The organism is Flavobacterium sp. A45, from assembly GCF_002001005.1.
GTDB lineage: Bacteria > Bacteroidota > Bacteroidia > Flavobacteriales > Flavobacteriaceae > Flavobacterium.
On record NZ_MUNX01000080.1, the window covers coordinates 1 to 26,828 of the forward strand.

Sequence of the window (26,828 nt, forward strand, 5' to 3'; positions counted from 1 at the left end):
TTTGAAGTTAATTCTTTTATTATCAATTAAATAAATGAAAATTTTGCTTTTTTTGGAAGATGTAAAAAACAAAAAACCCACTCTGCAGAGTGGGTTTCGTGGTACCTCCAGGGATCGAACCAGGGACACATGGATTTTCAGTCCATTGCTCTACCATCTGAGCTAAGGTACCGTGCTTATTAATTTACTTTGTCGCTATTTATATAGGAGTTCAGTGAACTTGTTTGCGGGTGCAAATATAGAATCTTTTTTAAATTAAACAATACATTTTTTAAAAAAAATCTATTCGTACCTTAGCATTTTTAAAAAAGAGACTATGGTTTTAACTATTGATGTAGGGAATACAAGAATTAAAGGTGCTGTTTTTGAGAGGGATAAGATGAAGGAGGTTTTTGTTTTTCCTAAAGAAGAAATTCAGGAAAAAATTGAGGAAGTTTTAAAAAAACACAAAAAAGTCACGCATTTGGTTGTGGCTTCTGTTGGTGATGTAGATAAAAATTCGTTTTTGCGATTTCAAAATGAACTTGATGTCTGGTTTGTTTCCCCTGAAGATAATTTTCCTTTTGCCAATAATTATGCTACTCCAAAAACTTTAGGGATAGATAGGATGGTATTGGCTGCCGGTGCAACTTTGCAGTTTCAAGGTCAAAATCGATTAATTATAGATGCTGGAACTTGTGTGACCTACGATTTTGTGGATGAAAATGATGTGTATCATGGTGGAGCTATTTCTCCAGGGTTACGTTTACGATACGAATCTTTGCACAACTTCACCGAAAAATTACCTTTGTTGACACTACAGAGTCCGAGGTATTTCGTTGGAGATTCAACTACTGAGGCAATTCATTCTGGAGTTGTAAATGGATTGGTCTATGAGATTAATGGTTTTGTCGATGAATATCAATCAAAATATCCAAATTTTATAATAATTTTAACGGGTGGAGACACAGAATTTTTGGCTAAACGATTAAAAAATACCATATTTGCCAATTCAAATTTTCTATTAGAGAGTTTGAACCAAATTTTTCAATATAAAATAGAAAATGATTAAAAAAATTATTGTTATTGCATGTTTCTTTTTTTCACTAATGTCTAATGCTCAAAGTGGATCTGCTTCTCCTTACTCTTTTTTCGGAATAGGTGAATCCAGATTTAAAGGGAATCTTGAAAATCGTTCCATGGGAGGTTTGAATATAGAGCAGGACAGTCTCCATATTAATATTCTGAATCCGGCAAGTTTTGCCAGTTTAAAGTTTACCACTTTCACAATGGGAGGAAATTATACCGCTACCAGTCTGAAAACAGATTCTAATAAAGAAAGCGCACAAAGAACAACATTAGATTATTTGGCGGTTGCTTTGCCATTAGGAAAAATGGGTGTTGGATTTGGATTGCTGCCATATACTTCGGTAGGATACAATATTCAATCGACAAGTTCAGAACCTGATGGGGTAAATAATGTTTTGAAAGGAACAGGTGGTTTAAATAAAGCTTTTTTTTCATTGGGATATACAATTGTTCCCAATTTAGTGTTAGGCGCGGATGTGCAGTATAATTTCGGAAGAATTAATAACTCAAATTTAGAGTATATTTCTGGAGTTTTAATAGGGACTTATGAGGAAAACAAGGCAGATTTGAGTGGCTTTACCACTAATTTTGGAGCTATGTATAAACACAAAATTTATAAAAAAACAAATTTATACAGTAGTTTTACCTATACTCCACAAAGTAAATTGTCCTCTACCAATACTAGAACAATTTCTACCGTAAATTATAATTCTAATTATGATATTGGTGTTATCGATGCGGTAGATGCAAGGGAGATTAGAACAGATTTGACAATTCCAGAAAAAATGTCTTTTGGTTTTGGTGCTGGTCAAACCAAGAAATGGATGATAGGAACGCAAATGGTTTTTCAAAATATTGGAAAACTTGCCAATGATTACAATACATCAAGCAATGCCACGTATGGTAAATATTCCAGTTATAGTTTGGGGGGGTATTATATTCCTAATTATAATGTTTTTTCAAAGTATTATCAGAAAGTGGTCTATAGAGCTGGTTTGAAATACACAAAAACTGGGACTATTATCAATTCAGAAGAGATTGATGATAGAGGTGTGACTCTAGGTTTTGGTTTGCCAGTTCCTGGGGGTGTTTCCAATATCAATATCGGTTTGGAATATGGAAAAAGAGGAACAACGGCAAAAGGATTGGTTCAAGAAGATTATTTTACTTTTGCAATGAGTTTTTCGCTTAATGACAAATGGTTTGGACAAAGAAAAATTGACTAATTCGTAGTCAATGAAATCTGTTTTCCTAATTGATATCCTAATTTATGGCTCCCTTTAAAAAAAATATCCTGTTTCTTTTACTGCTTATTATTGTAGCTGGTATGGTTTTGGGGTGTGAAAGTAATTTTAAAGAAGTTCAGAAAAATGATTATTCGGAGTTTGTTCCCAGTGGTGATGCCGATTTTGTGAATTTGAAATACACAGATTCCGGAAAAATAAAATCCATATTGGTGAGTCCAAAAATGTATGATTATGCCAATGTTGATTTTGCATTTACAGAATTTCCAAAAGGAGTTGATGTGACAATTTTTGATGATAAAGGCAAAAGAACTTTTATTAAGTCTAATTATGCAATTTCGTATAAACAAACCAGTATAATTGATTTACAGGGAAAAGTAAAAATCACTTCAGAAGAGGGGCAAATGCTCGAAACGGAACAGTTATATTTTGATCAAAAAAACCAATGGTTTTATACAGAGAAAAAATTTAAATTGACTGATGCCAAAGGAGGTTCTACTGGACAGGGAATTGATTTTAGCAAAGATTTTAAAGTAGTGAATTCCCAACGAATAGAAGGAGAAATTGAATCTTCTGAATAATAAAAAATACAAACAACATGAATTTCTTAAAATACACTTCATACCTTTACTTAGCTTTTGGAATTTATTTTCTTTACGATGGATATACAAAATGGAATACTGCCGAAACTCCTTTTTTGAGTTTTATTATTGCTGGACTTGCCATTTTTATGTTTTTCTTTAGAAGAAGATTTGCCAAAAAATTTGAAGACAGAAACAAACAACCTTAAGTGTTTATGGAAATAGGTATCATAATATTGTGTTTAATACTATGTGCTTTTTTTTCAGGAATGGAGACGGCCTTTGTCTCTTCAAATAAAATTTATTTGGAATTAGAAAAAAAACAAGATGGTTTTCTTTCCAAAATTCTGACCAAACTTATTGAAAAACCCTCAAAGTTCATTGCTGCAATGCTTATTGGTTACAATGTTGCATTTGTGGTATATGGTTTTTTTATGGGGAAAATGTTAATGAGTAGGCTACTACTTTTTGATTTACATTTCTCCGGTTTTACCGGTCTTTTGATTCAAACGGTGATTTCAGCTAGTGTTGTTGTAATGACAGCTGAGTTTCTGCCGAAAGTTTTTTTTCAGATTTATGCCAATTCATTGATTAAGTTTTTGGCTATTCCAGCCTTTTTCTTTTATAAATTATTCTATTTTATTTCTACTTTTTTAATTTGGATTTCAGATTTTGTTTTGAAAAGATTTTTTAAAACGGAAGGTGATCAAGTGCAACTTTATTTTAGTAAAGTGGAATTGGGGAACTATATCAACGAGCAAATGAGTACGGTTGAAGATCATGAAGAAGTTGATTCAGAAATACAGATGTTTCGTAATGCATTAGATTTTTCGGGAGTAAAAGCCCGTGATGTAATGACGCCAAGAACAGAAATAGCGGCAGTGGATATAAAGGAATCTTTGGAAAATCTAAAAGAATTGTTTATTGATACTGGTTATTCTAAAATGGTGATTTATCAAAATTCATTGGACGATATCATTGGATATGTTCATTCTTTTGATTTGTTTAAAAAACCTTCAAGTATAAAAGAAATTGTTATTCCGGTTGAGTTTATCCCAGAAGCTATTTATGTAAAAGATGCTATGAGTCTGCTGACCAAAAAAAGAAAAAGCATGGCGGTTGTGTTGGATGAATATGGAGGGACATCTGGAATTCTAACCATCGAAGATATAGTGGAAGAGCTTTTTGGGGAAATAGAAGACGAACATGATTTGGAGGAAGAATTGGTAGAAAAAGAGCTTGAGGATGGCGCTTTTTTATTCTCTGCCCGTTTGGATGTAGAGTATTTGAATCATACCTATAAATTGGCTATTCCTGAAAGTGATTCTTATGGCACACTTGGAGGATTCATTGTAAATTTTACTAAGGGAATTCCTCAAAAAGGGGATGAGATTACCATAGAGAACTATCATTTTGTCATCGATGAAGCCACGAATAAGAAGATTGAATTGGTTAAAATGACTATCAAAGACTGAGATTCTTTTTTTAATTTAAAAAAAAACAAAAAAAAAACAGTAGTTCTATAATTATTAATTAGATAATTGTATTTTCGCAAACAAAATTTTAAAATAAACAATAATATACAATGGCAGTTTTATCAAAAATTAGACAACATTCCGCTATAATGATTGGAGTTATCGCTCTAGCATTATTTTCATTTATCATACAGGATCTTTTTTCAAACGGTAGTTTTGGGTCAAGTTCAAAAGATGTTGGAAGCATCAATGGGAAAGATATCTCATTTGAGGATTTTAGAATAAAAGTTAGTAATGTTGAAAAAAGCGGACAAGGTGTTTCTTCTACAGAGGCGTCTAGACAAGTGTGGGATCAAGAAGTGACTATTGCTTTGCTTTCTGCCGAATTTGATAAATTAGGATTAAGAGTTGGTGAGAAACATATTATTGACGTGCTTAAAGCTGATCAAAACATCGGGAAAAATCCAATGTTTTTGAATGGAGCAGGAATGTTTGATATTGCTAAATTTAAAGAATATTTCAAAGCAAATCCTGAGCAAGCTCAATTTTTGAAAGAGAGAGAAAAAGATGCGGAATTGAATGCTAAATTTCAAATCTATAATACCTTAATTAAAGCGGGTATTTACACAACCGAAAGTGAAGGAAAATTCAATTACGAAATGGGAGCTAACAAAGTAAGCTTCGCTTATGTTGCTGGTTTGTTTTCTACTATTAAAGACAGTGACGTAAAAGTTACTGATGCAGAGATTTTGGAGTTCATGAAAGCGAGTCCAAAAAAATTCAAATCTGAAGAGACTCGTAAAATAGAATATGTTTTAATTGAAGACAAAGCATCTGCAGCAGATGTAAATGAAGTTAAAACTAAAGTTAATTCATTATTGTCAGGAAGTGTAGTTTACAATCAAGCAACTGGTAAAAATGATACTTTAGCTGGTTTTAAAAACACTAAAAATGTGATTGAATTTGTAAATTCAAATTCTGATGTGCCTTATGATTCTTCTTATGTTGCTAAAAAAGATTTGCCTGCAGTTGATGCTGACAAATTGTACAACTTAGCTCCAGGAGAAGTTTATGGACCTTATGTTTTTGGAAAATACTACTGTATTTCAAAATCTTTAGGTAGAAAAGCTAGTGTAAATGCAAAAGCAAGTCATATTCTTATTAGTTATGAAGGAACTCAAGTTCCTGCAAAAAGAGAGAAAAGAACTAAAGAAGAAGCTAAAACTAAAGCGGAAGAAATTTTAGCTCAAGTAACTGCAAATCCAGATAGTTTCTTAATGTTAGCTTTCACTAGTTCGGATGATTCTTCTGCTCAACAAGGAGGAGATTTAGGTTATTTTGCTCAAAACGCAATGGTAAAACCGTTTAATGACTTTGTTTTCAATAATGGTATCGGGAAAGTAGGATTGGTAGAAACTCAATTTGGTTACCATATTATTAAAGTAACTGATAAACAAGATGGAATTCGTTTGGCAACTGTAGCTCAAAAAATTGAAGCTTCAGAAGCTACTTCTGACAAAGCATTTACGCAAGCTACAAAATTCGAAATGGATGCTGCTGATAAAGATTTTAATAAAGTGGCAAAAGATATGACTCTTACGGTTTCACCAGCGGTTTCAGTAAAAGCGATGGACGAGAATTTTGGTCCTTTAGGAAATCAAAGAACTATCGTTAGATGGGCTTTTGAAAAAGACACTAAAGAGGGAGCTGTTAAAAGATTTGAAGTAGCTAATATAGGGCACGTAATTGCTAAAGTGAAAGCTATTGATAATTCAGGTTTAATTCCTGTTGATCAAGCTAGACCTTACGTGGAGTCAATTCTTAAAAACAAGAAAAAAGCAGAAATATTAAAAGCTAAAATGAACGGAAGTTCATTGGAAGCTATCGCAAAAGCTACAGGTACAACTGTACAACAAGCTACTGATGTTACTTTGGAAAATCCAGTTTTAACAGGTGGTGTTGGTCAAGAGCCAAAAGTGGTAGGAAATGCATTTGCTTTGGCCGCAAATAAATTATCAGCTCCAATTGAAGGTGTTACTGGAGTTTATGTAGTAAAAAATATAAGCACTGTTAAAGCACCAGCTTTAAAAAGTTATACTGATAATGTTGCTAAATTAAAAGCGCAAAGTGCTTCTGAAGTAAACAGAGTATTGCCAGCTTTAAAAGATGATGCTGATATAAAAGATAACAGAAAAGATTTTAATTACTAAACAGTAATTTTCTAACATAAAAACCCGATACTTATAAACTGCAAGTATCGGGTTTTTTGTTTTTTTGACTTTTCAATTCGAATCCCGAACTGGGTTTCTAAAACTGATTTTGATTAAAATTTATAATATCATTTCGCTATAAGGAATGATGGTTTCAAATCCTTTGGATTTAAAGTAAGGGCTAGGATTTTCTTTCGCAATGACCAATACAAAATCGCCACCCCATGCTCCAAGACTTTTTACGGTTCCGTCAAAATCAGAAAACAAGGATTCTTTAACCGTTTTTGTTTTAAGAATTGAGCTTAGTTCTTTTTCGTGTTTTTCTAACGCTTTCGCAAAAGTGTTTTCGTCTTTTGCACTTGTAACCGTTTCAGTTAGTTGGCTGATAATTTCTTTTGCTTCTTCTAAATTGTTTTTTTTCTCTTTATAGGCAGCAATGGCATTTTTACTGTTTTGCTTTTGGTTAAGATAAACAAAGTATAGATTTTGAGTAAATGTTGGTTGGAATTTTACTTTATCGATAATTGGCTGTCCTTGTTCGAGATGATATAGAATCGGACAGTCATTTTGCGCACAGGCAATATCATACCCACTACCTCCAAAACTGTTTTTAAGTAACGTGAAGGCATTTATTTCAAACCATTGGGCAATGTTATTTATTAAAGTTGAAGAGGTTCCCAGTCCCCATTTTTTTGAAAAACTCAATTGTGTTGAAACGGTATAGCCTTCCGAGTTTAAAATCGCATCTGAATTCAACTTATACGCTTCTCTTAAAATAGTAATTAGAGTGTTTTTTACAGATTCTTTTTCAAAAGGAGTGGTAGAAATAATTACCGAAAATGGAATGGTATCTTCAAACCAAACACTTCCGTCAGCATCAAAACTTTTCCATTTGATTTCTTGGTTGTCAGTTTTCTCCACAATCAAGTTTTGTCCAAATTTTGTAGGTAAGGCCAATGCTTTTGCTCCATCAAGAACCAAATATTCTCCTGTTATCAAAAGTTTTCCGTTGCTGTAAAATGTTTTTTTCATTGTTTTATTAACTCAAACACCTTTGTCAAAGTTTAAAACTTTGACAAAGGTTAAGGGTAATTATTTTCTTAAATTTTCAATAAAATTAACTACTGCACTATGGGATACAACGTGATGCTTAAAGTGTTTTTTAATCAAATGACGTTCTTCATCATTGGCTTCAAACTGATTCAAGATGTTGTTCAAATGCATTTTCATATGTCCTTCCTGAATCCCTGTTGTGGTTAGTGATCGTAATGCGGCAAAGTTTTGTGCCAATCCTGCTACAGCGACAATTTGCATTAATTCTTTGGCTGATGGTTTTTCAAGCATTTCCAAAGATAATTTTACCAAAGGATGAAGCGATGTTAATCCGCCAACGGTTCCTAGGGCCAACGGAATTTCCAGCCAAAAACTAAAAATGCCATTTTCAATTTTGGCATGGGACAAACTGGAATATTGTCCATTTTTGGAAGCGTAAGCGTGAATTCCTGCTTCGACGGCTCTAAAGTCATTTCCGGTTGCGAGAACAACTGCGTCAATTCCGTTCATAATTCCTTTGTTGTGAGTTACGGCGCGATATGGTTCCACTTCAGCTATTTGTACAGCTTGAATAAATTTAGAGGCAAATTCGTTTGGATGTTCAATGTGTTTTTCAGCTAAATCTTCTATAGGACATGAAACTTCTGCACGAACGATACAATCGGGAACATAGTTGGAAAGAATACTCATAACGATTTGTATGTTTTTCTCTTCTTCAGTAAACATTTCAAAAGTTTGTGCTTCTTCTTTCAATGTTTGGGCGAATTGCTCCAAACATGAGTTGATGAAATTCGCTCCCATACTGTCTACGGTCTCAAAAGTAGCATGGAGTTGATGGTAATTTGAGAGTAAATCAGTTTTGTCTTTTAGAATGATGTCCAAAATACCACCGCCTCTTTTTTGCATGTTTTTGGTTAAGTGTTCAGTGACTTCAAACAAATTGGGTTTTAATTGTCCAAAAAATAAAGCTAATTTGGATTTGTCTCCTTTATATATAAAATGAACCTGACCAATTTTCTCTGTACTGATAACTGTTGTTTTGAATCCGCCTCGTGTTGACCAGAATTTTGCCGCTTTGGAAGCCGCTGCAACAACGGAACTTTCTTCAATAGCCATTGGAATCGTGCTGTATTTTCCATTAATCAGAAAATTGGGTGCAACGCCCAATGGAATGTAAAAATTTGAAATTGTATTTTCTATGAATTCATCGTGCAGTTTTTGGATTTTTTCATCCGAATTCCAGTAATTTTTTAGAAGTGCTATAGCTTCACTTGGAGTTGAAAAATAGTGATTGGCAATCCAGTTTATTTTTTCTTCTTTGGATAGTTTAGAAAATCCAGCAATAGCGTTGTTCATAGGTGTAAATTATAGCTTTATTGCTGCAAAGATAAGCATTCCGTTTTATTGCTTTTTTCAAAATGGAGCTCTATTTTGAATTCGATTCATTTATTTAGCGAATTAACTTTTGAGATTTAAAATTGAAAGGGGGCAATATAATCACAAGTTTTGTTTTTATCATAAATTTTTAAATACTACAAAATTAAGATGGAGAATTATTGTGGTTTGTTTTATTATTGGAATAATATTCATTAAAATTGTTAAAAATATTTTTTTATAACATTTAACAAGCTAAAAGTGTTTTATTTATAAAATTTTCACTAAAATTGTCGCTTTTATGACTCTATCTATATCGTGAAATGAGCATGGCATAAAATTGGGACAAATACAAATTATGATATGCAATTGCATATTCCAAAAGAAAACAAATATTACCTATTATATGAATTCGAATAAAATTACTGCGTTACTTTTCTTTTTGTGTGTTACGGTTTTTGGACAACAAAAAATAACCATTGATGAAATTTTTACAGGAGCTTTTCGTGCCAAAGGGATGGATGCATTGGAGTCATTGAAAAATACCAATCAATACACAGTTTTAAATTCTGATAAAGCTACTAAAAGTATGCAAATCGATCTTTATGATTTTGCAACATTAAAGAAAGTGTCAAACCTAATTGATACTAAAAATTTTAAGGAACTAGCAGACGGAATTGATAGTTATAAGTTTGATGCTTCAGAAAAAAAGATATTAATTGCTTGTCATTCAAACAAAATTTTCCGCCACTCTTTTACAGCAGATTATTTTTTATATGATATTGCTGCCAAAACCTTAACTAAGCTTTTTGATTTTCAGGTTCAAGAGCCAACATTTTCTCCTGATGGGACTAAGATTGCTTACGCCAAAGAAAACAATTTATATGTTTATGATGTAGCTTCAAAAAAATCAACTGCAGTTACTACTGATGGAAAAAAGAATGCTGTAATTAATGGAATTACGGATTGGGTTTATGAAGAAGAATTTGCTTTTGTTCGTGCTTTCGATTGGAGTGGAGACAGTAAAAAATTAGCTTATATACGTTTTGACGAAAGTCAGGTTCCTGAATTCTCAATGTCGGTCTTTCAAAAAAGTTTATACCCAACAGTAGAAACTTTTAAATATCCTAAAGCGGGAGAAAAAAACTCTGTAGTTTCATTGCATATATACGATGCAGCTAGCAATGCGGTTAAAAAAGTTGATTTAAGTAACTATAATGATTTTTATATTGCAAGATTGAAATGGACAAATGATAATAATATTTTGTCAGCTCAGGTTTTGAATCGCCACCAAGATAATTTGGACTTGTTATTTGTAGATGGGACAACTGCTGTTGCAAAAGTGGTTTTGAATGAAAAAGATAAAGCGTATGTTGATGTAACTGATAATTTGACATTTCTAAAAGATAACAGCTTTATTTGGACAAGCGAAAAAGATGGTTTCAACCACATTTATCTTTATGACAAAACCGGAAAATTAAAAAATCAGGTTACAAAAGGAAACTGGGAGGTTACTTCATATTATGGTTTTGACGAAAAAACAAAAACTGTTTTTTATCAGTCCACAGAAAACGGGTCAATCAATCGTGATGTTTATAGAATTGCACTTGACGGAAAAAACAAAGTGCGTTTGTCTAAAAATACTGGAACAAATGCAGGGACTTTTAGCCCTAATTTCCAATTCTTCATTAATACTTTCTCAAGCGCATCTCAACCTACTACCTATACTTTGAGTGAGTCAAAAACCGGGAAAGAAATTCAGGTTATCGAAAACAATCAAGCTCTAGCAACAAAATTAGGAGGGTATAACTTGCCGTCTAAAGAGTTTTTTGTTTTAAAAACGGCTAAAGGAAACGAACTTAATGCTTGGATGATTAAACCAAAAGATTTTGATCCTAACAAAAAGTATCCTGTTTTTATGTTTCAATACTCTGGACCTGGTTCACAACAAGTAGCAAATCAATGGATAAATGGTAACGATTATTGGTTTATGATGTTAGCACAACAAGGATACATTGTTGCTTGTGTTGACGGAAGAGGAACTGGTTTTAAAGGTGCCGATTTTAAGAAAGTAACTCAAAAAGAATTAGGAAAATATGAAGTAGAAGATCAAATTGATGCTGCTAAAGTAATCGGTTCTTATGCATATGTAGATGCTTCAAGAATTGGTATTTTTGGCTGGTCTTATGGTGGATTTATGGCGTCTAATTGTATTTTTCAAGGAGCCGATGTCTTTAAAATGGCAATTGCAGTGGCACCGGTAACCAACTGGCGTTTTTACGATAGCATTTATACCGAAAGATACATGCAAACTCCACAAGAAAATGCAAGTGGATATGATAATAATTCACCTATTAATCATGTAAGTAAACTAAAAGGAAAGTTCCTTTTAATTCATGGTTCTGCAGACGATAATGTACATGTACAAAATTCTATGCAAATGATGGAGGCTTTAATTCAAGCCAATAAACAATTTGACTCTCAAATATATCCGGATAAAAACCACGGAATTTACGGAGGAAAAACCAGAATCCAGTTGTATAACAAAATGACTAACTTTATAAAAGAGAATCTATAACCCAAATCATAATTACCAAATCAAACCAAAACTAAAAAAATGACAGAAACTCAATCGAAAACAGCACATCCAAAAGGACTTTGGGTGTTATTCGGAACCGAAATGTGGGAACGTTTCAATTTCTATGGAATGCGGACTTTATTGGTTCTTTTTCTTGTAAATTCCTTAATGATGAAAGAAGAAGATGCTTCTTTAATTTATGGAGGTTTTCTAGGTCTTTGTTATTTGACTCCGATGCTTGGAGGTTTTATTTCTGATCGTTTTTTTGGAAATAGAAATTGCATTATGCTTGGTGGATTGATGATGGCTGTTGGACAATTATTATTATTTACCAGTGCCAGTGTTTTTGGAGAAAATCTTGGTTTGGCTACCACCATAATGTATTCGGGATTAGGAATCATCATTTTCGGAAATGGATTTTTCAAACCGAATATTTCCAGTATGGTGGGAAGTTTGTATCCTAAACAGGAAAAAACAAAACTAGATACCGCTTTTACTATTTTCTACATGGGAATCAACCTGGGAGCATTCTTAGGCCAATTTATTTGCCCATTATTAGGAGATGTAAAAAGTACCGGAGGAATAAGAGATATTCACGCATTCAAATGGGGATTTCTTGCCGCTGCGATTGCTATGCTTATAGGAACGCTGGTATTCTATTTCTTGAAAAATAAATATGTGGTTACTCCAGAAGGGAAACCATTAGGAGGATTGCCTTCTAAAAATGAATCTTCAGATTACGAAGAAGGAGAGGCTCAAAGTGCTGTTTTTAGTTCTAAAGCGTTAATGCTTTCAGTAGTTGCTTTTGTTGGATTATTTTTATTATTCCATTTCTCAGTTGACGGAACAAATGTTGTAAAAACGATTATTTACCCAATTATTTATGCTAGTGGTATTACATTGGCAGGGTTAATTTTGTCTGACAGTTCGTTGACAAAAATAGAAAGAGATCGAATAATTGTAATTTATATTATTTCATTCTTTATTATATTCTTTTGGGCGGCTTTTGAACAAGCGGGTTCATCATTGACTTTTATTGCAGATAATCAAACCGACAGAAACTTTTTTGGATGGCCAATGCCGGCTTCGATGGTGCAAATTTTCAACGGATTATTTGTTGTTGCTTTAGCCGTTCCGTTCAGTATGTTATGGGATAAATTAAGAGCAAATGACAAAGAACCTATTTCTCCTGTGAAATTGGCTTTAGGATTATTGTTAATCGCAGTGAGTTTCTTCATGATTGCTACTCAAGTAAAAGATCTTGGAACTTCAGGATTGTTAGCTATTAAATGGTTAATTCTATTGTATTTGTTGAATACTTGTGCTGAGTTGTGTTTATCTCCAATCGGTTTATCATTGGTAGGTAAATTATCACCAAAACGATTCTCTTCTTTATTGTATGGAGTATTTTTCTTATCGAATGCATCTGGTTATGCACTAGCAGGAACGTTGGGTTCTATATTACCCGCTACAGGAGATAAATTTAATAAAGCAAAAGAACTTGGAATTGATTTGCAGGCAGTATTAGATAAAAAAGTAACTCTTACTCCAGAACAAGTTCAATTATTAGATACCAATCAAATTATGGATCATAACCCTATTTTTGCTGGTTTTGAAATTCATAATCTTTTCGAATTCTTCATGGTGTTTGTGGTATTGACTGGTATTGCTGCAGTTATTTTATTTGCACTAACTCCATTTTTGAAAAAAATGATGCACGGTATTCGATAGTCTTCCTAAACAATTTATAAATACCTACTTGGTTTTCAAGTAGGTATTTTTAGTTTAAATTTATATCGAAAGTTGTCTCAGCATTATTCCTATGAAATCGTTTAGATTTTTAAAATTTAAATAGTATCTACATGAAATCGATATTAACTGAAAGTTTGTGAAAGCAGGCATCAATAAATAAAAAGTCGATGGCATTATGACCAATAACAAATAAATTTTACAGATATGAAAAGCAAACATCCTAAAGGACTGGCCTTCCTCTTTTTTACAGAAATGTGGGAACGTTTTGGTTATTACCTCATTATTGGAATTTTCGTTCTCTATATGATTGACCCGGCCGCTACTGGTGGATTGGCTTTTTCGGATAAGAATGCCGATGATATTTTTGGAACTTATATCGCCTTAACGTATCTAACTCCATTTTTAGGAGGATACCTTGCCGATCGATTTTTAGGCTATTTCAGAGCGATCTATCTGGGCGGATTTTTAATGGCGCTGGGTTACATCGGATTGAGTTTTCATGATGTGACTATGTTTTATATCTCCATGGCGCTTATCATCATTGGTAACGGATTTTTTAAGCCAAGTATTTCTACGCTGGTCGGGAATTTATATTCGACCGAAGAGTATAAAGCGAACAAAGATGCGGGCTACAATATTTTCTATATGGGAATCAATCTTGGTGCTTTTGCTTGCAACATTATTGCCGCTTTTATGCGAAACCAATATGGTTGGGGTGCCGCTTTCTTTACTGCAGGGATTGGAATGTTACTGGGATTGGTTATTTTTTCTATAGGGCGTAAGCATCTGGAAAGTGCTAATGTGATGAAACCTGTTCAGGAAGGAGATATTTCCTTAGGTCGAATTTTAGGCGTAGTGTTTTTACCGGCTATAGTTTGTGGAGCTATAGGGTGGCTAATTCCTGGAAATATTTTTAAAAGCGATTCTACAGATGCCTTTATTTTTGCCTGTGTTCCTGTGATTATTTTTTACATTAGTTTGTATGTGAAAGCCAATAAGGAAGACAAACGTCCACTTGGTGCTTTGTTGGCAATTTTTGCTGTGGGAATGTTGTTTTGGGCTGTTTTTAAACAGAACGGAACGGCATTAACCCGTTGGGCAAATTATTATACGGACAGACAAGTTACCGGAACGACAGAAAAAACTTTGGCTTCTATCTATTTAGTAGAAGAAAAAGATTTTGCCACTAAGGAAGTCCAAAAATACGATGCTCAATTTAAAGCGGTGAAAGATGATAATAATGAGCCGGTAAAAGTTCAGGGGAAAGATGTTTATTTTACCAATATTTCCGAGAAACAGAGAGCTGAGATTGAAAGTAATTCCAATCAAAAAGTATCTTTGATTAACACGGAATTATTTCAATCTATAAATCCGGGCTGGATTATTGTTTTAACGCCATTTGTGGTTGGCTTTTTTGCCTTTATGCGAAAAAAAGGCAAAGAACCGAGTACGCCTTCTAAAATAGTTTTAGGTTTATTCATCTCTTCTTTGTCGTGTTTAGTCATGGTGCTTGCCGTTTATTTTGGCAGTAACGGAGCTGTAAAAGTTTCACCTTGGTGGTTAGTAGGGACATATGGTGTTATTACTATTGGCGAATTGTGTTTGTCTCCGATGGGACTTTCGATAGTGTCTAAATTAAGTCCACCCCGTTTGACGGCTTTAATGATGGGAGGTTTCTTTTTGTCGATTTCTATCGGAAACAAGCTTTCCGGAGTTTTGGCGAGTATGTGGTACGATTATGAAAACAAAGCTAATTTTTTCATAGTAAATGCTTTATTATTGCTTTTTGCAACCGCTTTAGGATTATTAATTTTAAAGAGGTTAAATGCGGTGATGAAAGAAAAAGGAATGAATTAAATTATATATAAAAATGACAGAAAATTTATCAATAGAGGAGATTCGAAATTTTAAGGGAAAGTATCCTAAGCAGTTGTGGTATTTGTTCTTCAGTGAGATGTGGGAGCGTTTTTGTTTCTACGGAATGCGTGGAATGTTGGTTGTATTTATGGTAGGGCAGTTGGGTATGAACGAGAGAGTGGCCAATTTGCAGTATGGCGCCACACAAGCCTGGGTTTATGCTTTTACATTTATTGGAGGTTTATTTGCCGACAAGATTCTAGGTTTGCGGAAATCTTTATTTTGGGGGGGGATTTTAATGATAATTGGAAGTGTCATTCTTTCGATAGATCCCAAAAACTTCTTTTTTATAGGTATTGGATTTACCATTGTGGGAACTGGATTTTTCAAGCCAAATATTTCATCTATGGTTGGACAACTATACCAAGAGGGTGATCCGAGAAGAGATGCCGGTTTTTCATTCTTTTATATGGGAGTAAATCTGGGAGCATTAATTGGAGGATATATTTGTATAGCAGTTGCCGAGGGTTCAATGTGGCAATCACTCATTCCAGAACATTTACGTTGGAATGTTGGTTTCGGATTTGCCGCAATTGTAATGATTATAAGTCTTTTGACATTCACACAAACTCAAAAAAAGCTTGGGGATATTGGGATTTCGCCATTATTGGAAATTGAGAAAACCAAGAGAAAAAAAATGGAGTTATTGACATATGTAGGTTCCTTGTTAATTATTCCCTTAATTATCATTATGGTAGCCAATACCGTTTATACCGATTATTTCATGATGTTCATTGGGCCAGCTTCGATTTTATATTTGCTTTATGAGATGAAAAACTTTTCTGCAGCTGAAAATAAAAAGTTGTTTGCGGCTTTGATTTTTATCATATTCTCTATTTTCTTTTGGGCATTTTTTGAACAGAGTGGAGGTTCTTTGAGTCTTTTTGCGGTAAATAATTTAAACAATACCATTCTTGACGTGCCTTTAAGTCCAAATGGAGTTAACAATTCTGCGAATTCTTTTTTCGTAATCGGGTTTGCTGCTTTAGTGGGATTGGTTTGGTTATGGATGGCCAAAAGAAAAATTGAACCCAATACGGTTATTAAATTTGGTTTGGCATTTTTGTTTTTGGCAGGTGGTTTCTGGATATTTTATTACACTAAATTCTTTGCCGATGCCGGTGGTAGAACATCATTAGGTTTGTTTACTTTTGGTTGGTTTATCATTACTTTTGGAGAACTTTGTTTGTCACCAATTGGTATGTCTGCCATGACAAAACTTTCACCTTTGAAAACGCAAGCGGTAATAATGGGTATGTGGTTTCTGGCAAGCGCTTACGGCCAGTATTTTGCTGGATTATTGGGTGCCAATATTGCTGAGGCTTCAGAGAATGCCAGTAATCTTGAAAAGTTAAATGTGTATGCCGATGGATATCAACAATTAGCCATTTATGCTTTGATTGCTGGTGTAGTTTTGATTCTTATTTCTCCATTGGTCAAAAAATTAATGCAAGAAGTAAAGTAGCCGACAATTTTTGGTATTATTTTTGTTTAAATTTGTAGATAAGAAATCAATTTAGAGAATAAGCGAAAGAAGATTTTAGTTTTTGTACAACTCTATTTTACTCAAAAATTAATAAACACGACAAATGAAAAAAGTATTTTTGATAACATTATTTTTAATTGGAGCTGTTTCGACTCAAGCTCAAGAGTTAAAATGGTACACAGATGTAAAAGAAGCCATTAAAGTTTCGAATAAAGAAAAAAAACCATTGTTGTTATTTTTTACCGGAAGTGATTGGTGTGGCTGGTGTATTCGTTTGCAAAAAGAAGTGCTCAAAACTCCTGAATTCAGCAAATGGGCCAAAGAAAGCGTTATTCTTGTGGAATTGGATTATCCAAGAAGAACTGCTCAAACCGAAGAGATAAAAAAACAAAACAACGAGTTGCAGCAAGCATTTGGTATACAGGGATTTCCAACCGTGTATTTTGCAAAAGCATCTGTAAATAAAGAAGGGAAAGTTAATTTCGAAGGCTTGGGTAATACAGGTTATGTAGCTGGTGGTCCAACTGCGTGGTTAGCCGTTGCTGAGCCCTTTGTGAAAAATGCCAAAATGACACCAGAGCCAAAATCAAAAACTAAGTCTAAAAAAGCATAAATTTTCCATTAATTAATTTTAAAGAATCCCTTTTCTGCAGTTGCATGGAAAGGGATTTTTTGTTGATTACAACTTGCTTCCCATTTTTTTTGAAACGATTTATAATTGGAAGCATCGGCTATTACAATTTTTGGTTTCATGGCTTGCAGTAATCTGTCAAAATTGATTTTTGGTGATTGCGTAAGGATTAAAATATCAGGTTGTACGTTTTTGGGATACGCCTTAGAGCTGTCGATCAGCAGTATTTTATTTCCTTTAAAATAGATAAGATTTGTTAATTTATGTTTTTCTTTCAGTGTACTAAAGTTGGCCGTGAGATAGGAAGATAGAACTTTATTGGTTTTGGCGTTTTTTATCAAACTGTCATTGGCAAATAGTTTAACATTGTATCCATTTCGTTCAATAATACCTGTGTTTTTTGAAGTGTTCAGTACGATAAATTCGGTTTGATTTTGGACTTTCCATTTTGTGGCAATAGTTGATATTTGAAAGGTTATAATGGCGATTAATACCCAAACTAAGTTTTTAAAGTGTTTCTGTTGAAGTGCAATGGCAGCAGTTATAATTACAAAATAACTGCTGATTAATAGTGGTGTGTTTAATGGAATGTCTTTGATAATGAATTGTTCCAATGAGGCGATGAAGCTAATTATTTTGTTCAAATAAAAAATGCTTAATTCCAGTATTTTTGCCAGATAATATGGAACCCAGCCGAATGCTGCCAAAAGCATTACCAAAACACCCAAGCTCATTATGAAACCCAGAAACGGAATCACGATTATATTTGTAATGAAGAACAATCCCGGAAATTGATGAAAATAATAAATGCTTAGTGGCAACGTGCCAAGCTGTGCAGCAAATGAAACGGTTAAAATATCCCAAAAGTAGTTCCCGATTTTGTTTTTTGGTTTCCAGATATTTGCCAATAAAGGCTGCAGCCAAACGATAAAAAACAGCGCTGCATAACTCAGCTGAAAACCAACATCGAATAAAAAGGAAGGCTGAAACAGTAAAATAAGCAAAATAGATACCAATAAAGTGTGATAGATGTTTACACTTCTTCTCAAATATTGTCCAATCGCAACAAAGGAAAACATTACTACAGAGCGGACTACCGACGGCGCAAGCCCGGCCAGAATCCCAAAAAGCATTAAACTGGCAAGTATAATCAGTAATTTGATGAAAGCTCCTTTTTTTGTGTTAGGAAAAGGTTTCAGTACAAAAGTGATAAACAACAGTATAAACCCAATATGTAATCCCGAAACGGATAAAATATGTACAGCTCCCGCATATTGATAGTCTTGTATAATTTCGGGGTCAATTTCTTGTTGTTGCCCCATAATTAATGCGACGGCAACGTTTAGTTCTTTATTGCTGAATTTATTTTTTTCTAAATTTTGAATGATCCGAGTTCTGAACTGCGAAGCATGATGCCAAATGTCTTTTGTTATTTCTGAATTGAGCTGAATTTCATTTGAGTCAGCATAGAGCTGGCCATAGATTTGTTTGTTTTCGAGGTATTTAGAATAATCAAATTGATTTGGATTTTTTTGAGTAGTGTTTTTAATTAAAGGAGCATTGATTTTTAGTTGATTTCCAATAATAAAAGGATGTGTCAAGCTGTCTTTACGGATATTGAGCAGAATTCGGCCCGATGCTTTTTCTTGATCAACCGAATTTAGCAAAGCAATATAGCGTTCATTGAAAGCCGTACTTTTTAACTTTTCCCTTAATGTCAGCGTAAAAGTATGGTTCTTCTCAAAAATATTTTTGTAACGAGTGTAGTTATCTGGTCGATTGGAATCGGTGTGGACGGTTTGTGTGGTGGCACCAATAGAAAAGGCTAGGAGATAGACAGCAATTCCGAAATGTATTTGAATTTTGGTGTTTTTTTGGCTTGAATAATACGCACTGAAAAAAATAATAACCGTTATCGTCAAAAAAGCAAATATTGCAGGAGGAATTGGTTTTAGGAAATAGATTGCGAGTACTCCAGCAATAAAGGCTAATGAAATTCTTGCTAATGGGAATTGTAATACTTTCATATTACCAAAGTACAAATTTTTTGTAAGAAATGTGTTCTTTTGTAAAAATGCTCTTTTAGGATAGTCCCTTGTCTTGCGTGAGGGATAGGAGCAAGCTACCGAAGTAGCTCGGATAGCCCGACAGTATAAAGGAAAGGAGCCGAATCACCGCAACGATGATTTGGCTCTTTTTCTTTATGGTGGCACGCCCAACTTATTTTAAAATTACTTTATGGAATCAACAATTAAGTGAGCTGTTTTCTTGCTGGCGCCTATTCCGCCTAGTTTTTCTTCCAGTAAATCATAGTTTTCAAGCAGCGTTTTGCGGTAATTAGGTTCTAGGATTTTAGTTAATTCTTCTCGGATGCGTTTGGTTGAGCAATCGTCCTGAATTAATTCGGTTACGACTTCTCTGTCCATGATTAGGTTTACGAGCGAAATGTATTTTAGGGTGATGATGCGTTTTGCGATTTGATAGGAAGCCCAGCTGCCTTTGTAGCAAACGACTTCGGGAACTTTGAAAAGAGCGGTTTCGAGTGTGGCCGTTCCTGAGGTTACCAGTGCTGCGGTGGCGTTGCGTAATAAAGCATAGGTTTTGTTGGAAATAAATTTTATGTTTTCGCCAGAAATGAATTGCTGGTAAAATGATAGTTCCTGGCTTGGCGCCCCTGCAATCACAAATTGATAATCGGGAAAATCCTTGACAACGCTTAACATTACCGACAGCATTTTACTGATTTCCTGTTTTCGGCTTCCGGGTAAAATGGCGATAATTGGTTTTTCGGACAATTGGTTTTCGGTTCTGAAAGTATTTGCGTCAACACCCGATTGGTTGTGAATGGCATCAATCAGTGGGTGACCAACAAATTCAACTGGGAATTTATGTTTGACTTCGTAGAAATCTTTTTCGAAAGGCAAAATCACGTACATTTTGTCAATGTCGTGCTTGATGGCCGTGATTCGGTTTTCTTTCCAAGCCCAAATTTGTGGAGAAATATAGTAATGGTTTTTATAGCCGACTTGTTTGGCCCATTTGGCAATTCGCATATTGAAACCGGGATAATCGATGTAAATAATTACATCTGGTTTGAATTGCGAAATGTCATTTTTGCAAATGGTGATATTATTTAAAATCGTTTTCAAGTTAAACGCAACCTCGATAAACCCCATAAAAGCGAGTTCGCGATAGTGTTTTACCAAAGTTCCGCCTACATTATGCATCAAATCGCCACCCCAAAAACGGATGTCGGCATTCGGGTCTTCTTCATAGAGCGCTTTCATCAAATTGGAACCGTGTAAGTCTCCAGAAGCTTCTCCTGCAATAATATAGTATTTCATTTTTGTGTATTTTTTAGTAGTTGCTGAGATTCTAAGGTACTAAGATTCTAAGATTAAAGCAGAGATTTTCAAAAAAACTTAGAATCTTAGAACCTCAGTAACTTAGAGGCTATTTTTAAAGAAACAAAGTAACAATAGTGAGCATTATAACTACCAAAACGACACCTCTTGCCATAATTTCTTTATTCATTTTTAGTAAAACTCCGAAGGCGATTAAATCCAGTATGGAGCCAAGAGTTACTAATTTTCCTAGATGTCCTTCGGCTTTCATAGATTGAATTCCTGAAATAAAATCAGTATGAACGATAAGCGTGAGGTAGAGGAACATTCCCAAGAGGGAAGCTAAAATTCCTATTATAAATCCGATGAGTAAATCTGTTTTATGCATTCCAATCTCTTTTGGTTAAGTTTTGTATTGCGTGATGTGCTGTAAGGTCAAATTGTACAGGAACTATAGAAATAAACCCATTTTGCAAAGCCCATTCATCGGTATCTTCGCCTTTGTCTTGATTGACAAATTCACCAGTAAGCCAGTAATAATCTTTGCCTTGCGGGGTTTGTCGTTTGTCAAATTTTTCCATCCAAAGCGCATTCGCTTGACGGCAAATTTTGATTCCTTTAATTTCTTTTTCTTTTAATTTTGGGAAGTTTACATTCAAAATAACACCTTCTGGAAGTTTATTTTTCAAAACTTCGAGGGTAATTGTTTTGATATAGGATTTGACTTGTTCAAAATCGGCATTCCAATCATAATCCAATAAGGAAAAACCGATGGCTTGTATGCCTTCGATTCCGGCCTCAACGGCGGCACTCATCGTTCCGGAATAGATGACATTTATAGAGGAGTTGGAACCATGATTAATGCCCGATACACAAAGATCCGGTTTTCGTTTCAGGATTTCGTGCACGCCTATTTTTACACAATCCACAGGTGTTCCAGAACAGCTGTATTCGATGATTGCATCGGTATCTTTAGAAATTTTATTCAGATGTAAGGTATTGTTTATAGTAATGGCATGACCCATTGCGCTTTGTGGTTTGTCTGGAGCAACAACAATAATGTCGCCTATTGTTGACATGACTTCAATTAAAGCTCTTATTCCAGGAGCAGATATGCCATCATCATTTGTAATAAGTATTAAAGGCCTTTCATTTTTCATTTAATTGCTGTTAAAAAGAATAATTTTTTGATAAAAATTGTATTTGTAAACAAATGTACTAACACAAAATCTTATATTGCGAACAAATAAAATATTTTTTTGAGAGTATTTTTATAACTCAAAAAAAATCTGTTTTTTATCTTTAACAAAAAATTATGCAGCAGAATTGGTAGGTGGCATGGTTTTTAATGTAACTTAGTTTAAAAAAATTGATGAATTCTATTATTAGCTTTATGAAAAGGAATTATAAAATACTCATAGCTGTGGTATGCCTTTCGGCGACCTTATTTGCCTTTAATATTAATTCAAAAAAAGCGATTGATCCAGAAAGAGATAAACTGCTTTTGGAGTTGTTGTCATTTGTAATTGAAAAAGGACATTATAATCCTGCAGTTGTAGATGATAATTTCTCAAAAGGGGTTTACAAAGATTATATAGCTGCATTAGATCCGTCTAAACGTTTCTTCCTGCAATCGGATATTAATGAGTTTTCCAAATTCGAATTGGAATTGGATGATCAGTTGATTAATAAAGATTTGACTTTCTTCAATCTTACTTATGATCGTTTGATGCTTCGTATGGAAGAAAGCAAAAAGATATATAAAGATATTTTAGCAAAACCTTTTGACTACAGCATTGATGAGGATTTTAATGTGGATTATGACAAAGCTCCTTATGCCAAAAATACTACTGAATTGAAAGAAAGATGGAGAAAACAAATAAAGCTGTCTACATTATCATCTTTTACTGATAAGCAGAAAATGGAAATAGAGAAAAAAGGAGGGACACAAGTGGCGTTTTCTACCGGTACTTCTATTGAGGACAAGCAAAAAACTGAAGAGGCTAAAAAAGTAAAAGACCCTAACTATGTTGCCAAATCGGCTGAAGTATTAGAAAAAGAAACAAGGGAAAGTTCTTTGAATTCATTGAATGAATCTTTTGGATTTATGAATGATTTGAAAAGAGATGATTGGTTTACATTGTATATTAACTCAATTATGTCCCGTTTTGACCCGCACACGACTTATTTTGCTCCTGAAGAAAAAGAAAGATTTGATGTGAGTATGAGTGGTAAGCTTGAGGGAATTGGTGCCAGATTGCAAAAGAAAAATGATTACACTGAAATTTCAGAATTAATATCTGGTGGGCCGGCTTGGAGAGGAAAGCAATTGGAAGCTGGAGATTTAGTGATGAAAGTGGCTCAAGGGAATGGCGTTCCGGTTGATGTTGTAGGAATGCGTTTGGACGATGTTGTTAAGAAAATTAAAGGCCCAAAAGGTTCTGAAGTTCGTCTTACCGTGAAAAAAGTAGATGGAACTATTCAGGTGATTTCTATCATAAGAGATATTGTAGAGATTGAAGAAACCTATGCGAAATCAAGTATAGTTGATAAAAACGGTTTGAAATACGGTGTTATTTATTTGCCTAAATTTTATATCGATTTTGAAAACAAAGACGGAAGAGATGCCGGTAAAGATATTGCTCTAGAAGTGGATCGTTTGAAAAAAGCGGGAGTGAAAGGTATTGTTCTTGATGTTCGTGATGATGGTGGTGGATCTTTGTCAACTGTTGTGGATATTGCAGGTTTGTTTATTGAGCAAGGGCCAATTGTTCAAATAAAATCGGCGGGTAAGAAAAAAGAAATTTTGTACGATACCGATAAAAAAATTGAATGGGACGGACCATTGGTAATTATGGTGAATGAATTTTCAGCTTCTGCTTCAGAGATTTTGGCGGCAGCAATTCAGGATTATAAAAGAGGAATCATCATTGGAAGCAAACAAACTTATGGTAAAGGAACAGTTCAAAATGTAATTGACTTGAATCAGTTTGTTCGTAATAGTTCTGCGGGGGATTTAGGTGCGTTGAAAACGACTACCCAAAAATTTTACAGAATTAATGGAGGTTCGACCCAATTAGAAGGAGTAAGTAGTGATGTGGTTATGCCGGATCGTTATGCTTATTTGAAAATGGGAGAGCGTGATGAAGAAAATGCAATGCCGTGGGATAAAATTGATCCAGCTCCTTTTACAGTTTGGAATAATACTTCAAAATTTGATCAGGCTATTGCCAACAGTAAAAAGAGAATTGAGAATAATGTTCAATTTAAACTGATTGAGGAAAATGCCAAATGGATTGACAGCAGAAGTAATGAAAATACATATAGTTTGAACATAGATAAATTTAAAGTGGCTCAAAATCAAATTGAGGAAACGGCCAAAAAGTTCAAGCCAATTGTTGATTATAAAAACAATTTGAAGTTCACTTCATTACCGCATGAATTAGACGGAATGAGCAAAGATCCTGTTCTAAAAGAAAAAAGAGAAAGATGGCACGAGAGTTTAGCAAAAGATATTTACGTTGAAGAAGCCTTGAATGTTTTGGATGATTTACAATCAAAGTCAATTGTGAAAACCAGTATTCCTGGAGATAAAAAAAAGTTAGTTAAATCATAAATTTTAAAAGATATCATAGTAATTAGAAACGCTTCAATTTTGAAGCGTTTTTTTTATGAATTAAAATAGTAAATGTTAAATAATGGAATAAACAGCCTTTCAGGTCATTGATTTGTTTAACTTCAAAAAACTAATTTATATCTTTAGCAAAACAATATCTGTGAATCGGAATAGTTGGTGTAGATTTTAATGTTTAGAGGAATATTTAAATTTTTGTGATGAGTACACTTGCTATCGGATGATTAAAAAAATATATGTATTTATGAAAAAAAAATATAGAATACTCATAGCGATAATTTGCCTTTCGGTTACTTTATTTGCCTTTACAACTAATTCGGAAAAATCAATAGATCCAGATAAAGATAAGCTGTTATTAGAATTATTGACGTTTGTAATTGAGAAAGGGCATTACGATCCGGCAACAATAGATAATGATTTTTCAAAAGGAGTCTATAAAGATTATATAGAAGCTTTAGATCCCTCCAAACGTTTTTTTCTGCAGTCGGATATCAATGAGTTTTCGAAATATGAATTGGAGTTGGACGATCAGTTGACCAATAGAGATCTGACTTTCTTTAATCTTACTTACGACCGTTTGATGCTTCGTATGGAAGAAGGAAGTAAAATATACAAAGAGATATTAAGTAGTCCCTTTGATTATAAAATTGAAGAAAATTTTAATGTAGATTATGATAAAGTTCCGTTTGCAAAAAACACAAAAGAGCTGAAAGAAAAATGGAGAAAACAAATTAAATTATCTACCCTTTCGTCATTTACGGATAAGCAAAAATTAGAAGAAGATAAAAAAACAAAAAATCCTGCCTATGTTATAAAGTCATATGCAGTATTGGAAAAAGAAACGAGAGACAGTTCATTAAAATCATTAAATGATTCTTTTGGATTTATGTATGAATTAAAAAGAGACGATTGGTTTACGTTGTATATCAATTCTATTATGTCTCAATTCGACCCGCATACAACTTATTTTGCACCCGAAGATAAAGAGCGTTTTGATACGAGCATGAGTGGAAAATTCGAAGGAATTGGTGCCCAACTGCAAAAGAAAAATGATTACATAGAGATTACAGAACTTATTTCCGGAGGTCCGGCTTGGAGAGGAAAGCAATTGGAAAAAGGAGACTTAATAATGAAAGTTGCTCAGTCAAATGGCGTTGCTGTTGATGTAATAGGAATGCGTTTGTCTGAAGTTGTTAAAAAAATCAAAGGAGCTAAAGGATCTGAAGTTCGACTTACTGTTAAAAAAACAGATGGAACTATACGTATTATTTCAATCATAAGAGATGTTATAGAGATTGAAGAAACGTATGTAAAATCAAGTGTTGTCGAAAAAAACGGTTTGAAATACGGGGTTATTTATTTGCCTAAATTTTATATCGATTTTGAAAATAAAGATAGAAGAGATGCTGGTAAGGATGTTGCTTTAGAGGTCGACCGTTTGAAAAAAGCGGGAGTTAACGGTATTGTTCTTGATGTACGTGATGACGGAGGAGGCTCTTTGTCTACAGTTGTTGATATTGCAGGTTTGTTTATTGAAGAAGGACCAATTGTTCAAATAAAAACGGCAAGTGAGAAAAAAGAAATTTTATATGATACCGATAAAAAAATAGAGTGGGACGGTCCATTGGTAATTATGGTAAATGAATTTTCGGCTTCGGCTTCAGAGATATTGGCTGCTGCTATTCAGGACTATAAACGTGGAATTATAATTGGAAGTAAACAAACATACGGAAAAGGAACAGTCCAAAGAGTAATTGACCTGAATCAATATGTGAAGAATACTGCCTTTGGTGATTTTGGGGCTTTAAAAACTACTATTCAAAAATTTTACAGAATTAATGGCGGTTCAACTCAATTAGAAGGAGTAAGCAGTGATGTGGTGATGCCAGATCGTTATGCTTATTTAAAAATGGGAGAGCGTGATGAAGCACATGCACTGCCGTGGGATAGAATTGATTCGGCACCTTATTCAGTTTGGAATAATACTTCAAAATTTGATCAGGCAATTGCCAATAGTAAAAAGAGAATCGAAAATAATGTTCAATTTAAATTAATTGAAGAGAACGCTAAATGGATTGATAGCAGAAGTGCCGAAAATGATTACAGCTTAAATATTGATAAATTTAAAGTAGCCCAAAAGCAAATAGAAGAAACGGCTAAAAAGTTTAAACCAATTGCGGATTATAAAAATAATTTAAAATTCACTTCTTTACCTTATGAATTGGAGGGAGCAAGTAAAGATTCATTACTGAAAGAAAAGAGAGAAAGATGGCATGAAAGCTTGTCAAAAGATATTTATGTTGAAGAAGCTTTAAATGTATTGGATGATTTGCAACCAAAATCAATTGTGAAAACGGGCATTCCTATAGATAAAAAAGGAAAACTAGTTAAGTCATAATACTAAAAATTTTAAGATGAAAAGCAGGCTGTATAAGTTGAGACAGCCTGCTTTTTAATTTTATGGGTTTAGTGCATAAATTT

General features: G+C 33.9%; 19 protein-coding genes and 1 tRNA gene. 13 read left to right on the top strand and 7 right to left on the bottom strand.

From position 1 onward, the window contains the following. Positions 1-99: 99 nt before the first annotated feature. Positions 100-172: transfer RNA gene (locus tag B0E44_RS09185), tRNA-Phe, on the bottom strand. 144 nt (positions 173-316) lie between these two features. Here B0E44_RS09185 and B0E44_RS09190 point away from each other — a divergent pair. The 6 genes from B0E44_RS09190 (at position 317) to B0E44_RS09215 (ending at position 6,578) form a co-directional block, all read left to right on the top strand. Next, the gene (locus tag B0E44_RS09190; protein WP_077373405.1) at positions 317-1,051 is read left to right on the top strand and encodes a type III pantothenate kinase; all 735 of its coding nucleotides are present in this window, start codon (positions 317-319) and stop codon (positions 1,049-1,051) included. Further along, positions 1,044-2,294 (top strand): hypothetical protein, encoded by a 1,251-nt coding sequence (locus B0E44_RS09195; protein ID WP_077373408.1) that lies wholly within the window; start codon positions 1,044-1,046, stop codon positions 2,292-2,294. The genes B0E44_RS09190 and B0E44_RS09195 overlap by 8 nt, the downstream gene beginning before the upstream one ends. A 44-nt stretch (positions 2,295-2,338) precedes the next feature. After that, a complete protein-coding gene (gene lptC / locus B0E44_RS09200; protein ID WP_077373411.1) occupies positions 2,339-2,893 on the top strand; it encodes an LPS export ABC transporter periplasmic protein LptC in 555 nt (184 codons plus the stop codon). A 17-nt stretch (positions 2,894-2,910) separates the two neighbouring features. Next, positions 2,911-3,102 (top strand): hypothetical protein, encoded by a 192-nt coding sequence (locus tag B0E44_RS09205; RefSeq protein ID WP_077373414.1) that lies wholly within the window; start codon positions 2,911-2,913, stop codon positions 3,100-3,102. Positions 3,103-3,108: 6 nt separating this feature from the next. Beyond that, positions 3,109-4,368, top strand: coding sequence for a hemolysin family protein (locus B0E44_RS09210; RefSeq protein WP_077373416.1), 1,260 nt, complete (start codon positions 3,109-3,111; stop codon positions 4,366-4,368). A 110-nt stretch (positions 4,369-4,478) separates the two neighbouring features. After that, complete coding sequence (locus B0E44_RS09215; protein WP_077373419.1) at positions 4,479-6,578, top strand: peptidylprolyl isomerase; 2,100 nt, start codon at positions 4,479-4,481, stop codon at positions 6,576-6,578. A gap of 120 nt (positions 6,579-6,698) precedes the next feature. Here the strand turns inward: B0E44_RS09215 and B0E44_RS09220 are convergent, their stop codons facing one another. Both B0E44_RS09220 and B0E44_RS09225 read right to left on the bottom strand, forming a co-directional pair. After that, positions 6,699-7,610 (bottom strand): GYDIA family GHMP kinase, encoded by a 912-nt coding sequence (locus B0E44_RS09220; protein ID WP_077373422.1) that lies wholly within the window; start codon positions 7,608-7,610, stop codon positions 6,699-6,701. Positions 7,611-7,670: 60 nt separating this feature from the next. Continuing rightward, positions 7,671-8,987 (bottom strand): hydroxymethylglutaryl-CoA reductase, degradative, encoded by a 1,317-nt coding sequence (locus B0E44_RS09225; protein WP_077373425.1) that lies wholly within the window; start codon positions 8,985-8,987, stop codon positions 7,671-7,673. Between the two features lie 424 nt (positions 8,988-9,411). Between B0E44_RS09225 and B0E44_RS09230 the strand changes: the two genes are divergently transcribed. From B0E44_RS09230 to B0E44_RS09250, 5 genes are all read left to right on the top strand, one after another. Then, complete coding sequence (locus tag B0E44_RS09230; protein WP_077373428.1) at positions 9,412-11,583, top strand: S9 family peptidase; 2,172 nt, start codon at positions 9,412-9,414, stop codon at positions 11,581-11,583. A 39-nt stretch (positions 11,584-11,622) separates the two neighbouring features. Then, on the top strand, positions 11,623-13,314 hold the full coding sequence (locus B0E44_RS09235) for a peptide MFS transporter (protein ID WP_077373431.1): 1,692 nt from the start codon (positions 11,623-11,625) through the stop codon (positions 13,312-13,314). 225 nt (positions 13,315-13,539) lie between these two features. Continuing rightward, positions 13,540-15,192, top strand: a complete 1,653-nt coding sequence (locus tag B0E44_RS09240; RefSeq protein ID WP_077373434.1) for a peptide MFS transporter — start codon at positions 13,540-13,542, stop codon at positions 15,190-15,192. A 13-nt stretch (positions 15,193-15,205) separates the two neighbouring features. Then, positions 15,206-16,717, top strand: coding sequence for a peptide MFS transporter (locus B0E44_RS09245; protein WP_077373437.1), 1,512 nt, complete (start codon positions 15,206-15,208; stop codon positions 16,715-16,717). A 124-nt stretch (positions 16,718-16,841) separates the two neighbouring features. Further along, positions 16,842-17,351, top strand: a complete 510-nt coding sequence (locus B0E44_RS09250) for a thioredoxin fold domain-containing protein (RefSeq protein WP_077373440.1) — start codon at positions 16,842-16,844, stop codon at positions 17,349-17,351. Between the two features lie 8 nt (positions 17,352-17,359). Here the strand turns inward: B0E44_RS09250 and B0E44_RS09255 are convergent, their stop codons facing one another. The 4 genes from B0E44_RS09255 to surE form a co-directional block, all read right to left on the bottom strand. Further along, a complete protein-coding gene (locus B0E44_RS09255) occupies positions 17,360-19,396 on the bottom strand; it encodes a ComEC/Rec2 family competence protein (protein ID WP_077373442.1) in 2,037 nt (678 codons plus the stop codon). 204 nt (positions 19,397-19,600) lie between these two features. After that, positions 19,601-20,713: a lipid-A-disaccharide synthase gene (gene lpxB, locus B0E44_RS09260; RefSeq protein WP_077373445.1), complete on the bottom strand. Its 1,113-nt coding sequence runs from the start codon at positions 20,711-20,713 to the stop codon at positions 19,601-19,603. A 115-nt stretch (positions 20,714-20,828) separates the two neighbouring features. Beyond that, complete coding sequence (locus tag B0E44_RS09265; protein ID WP_077373448.1) at positions 20,829-21,101, bottom strand: hypothetical protein; 273 nt, start codon at positions 21,099-21,101, stop codon at positions 20,829-20,831. Further along, positions 21,094-21,873 carry a 5'/3'-nucleotidase SurE gene (surE, locus tag B0E44_RS09270; RefSeq protein WP_077373451.1) on the bottom strand — a complete coding sequence of 260 codons (780 nt, stop codon included), beginning with the start codon at positions 21,871-21,873 and terminating at the stop codon, positions 21,094-21,096. Before surE ends, B0E44_RS09265 begins: the two co-directional genes overlap by 8 nt. Before the next feature lie 212 nt (positions 21,874-22,085). Here surE and B0E44_RS09275 point away from each other — a divergent pair, with 212 nt between their 5' ends. Together B0E44_RS09275 and B0E44_RS09280 are read left to right on the top strand one after the other, a co-directional pair. Next, complete coding sequence (locus B0E44_RS09275; protein ID WP_077373454.1) at positions 22,086-24,329, top strand: carboxy terminal-processing peptidase; 2,244 nt, start codon at positions 22,086-22,088, stop codon at positions 24,327-24,329. A gap of 262 nt (positions 24,330-24,591) precedes the next feature. After that, positions 24,592-26,745, top strand: coding sequence for a carboxy terminal-processing peptidase (locus B0E44_RS09280; RefSeq protein ID WP_077373646.1), 2,154 nt, complete (start codon positions 24,592-24,594; stop codon positions 26,743-26,745). The last annotated feature ends 83 nt before the right edge of the window (positions 26,746-26,828 follow it).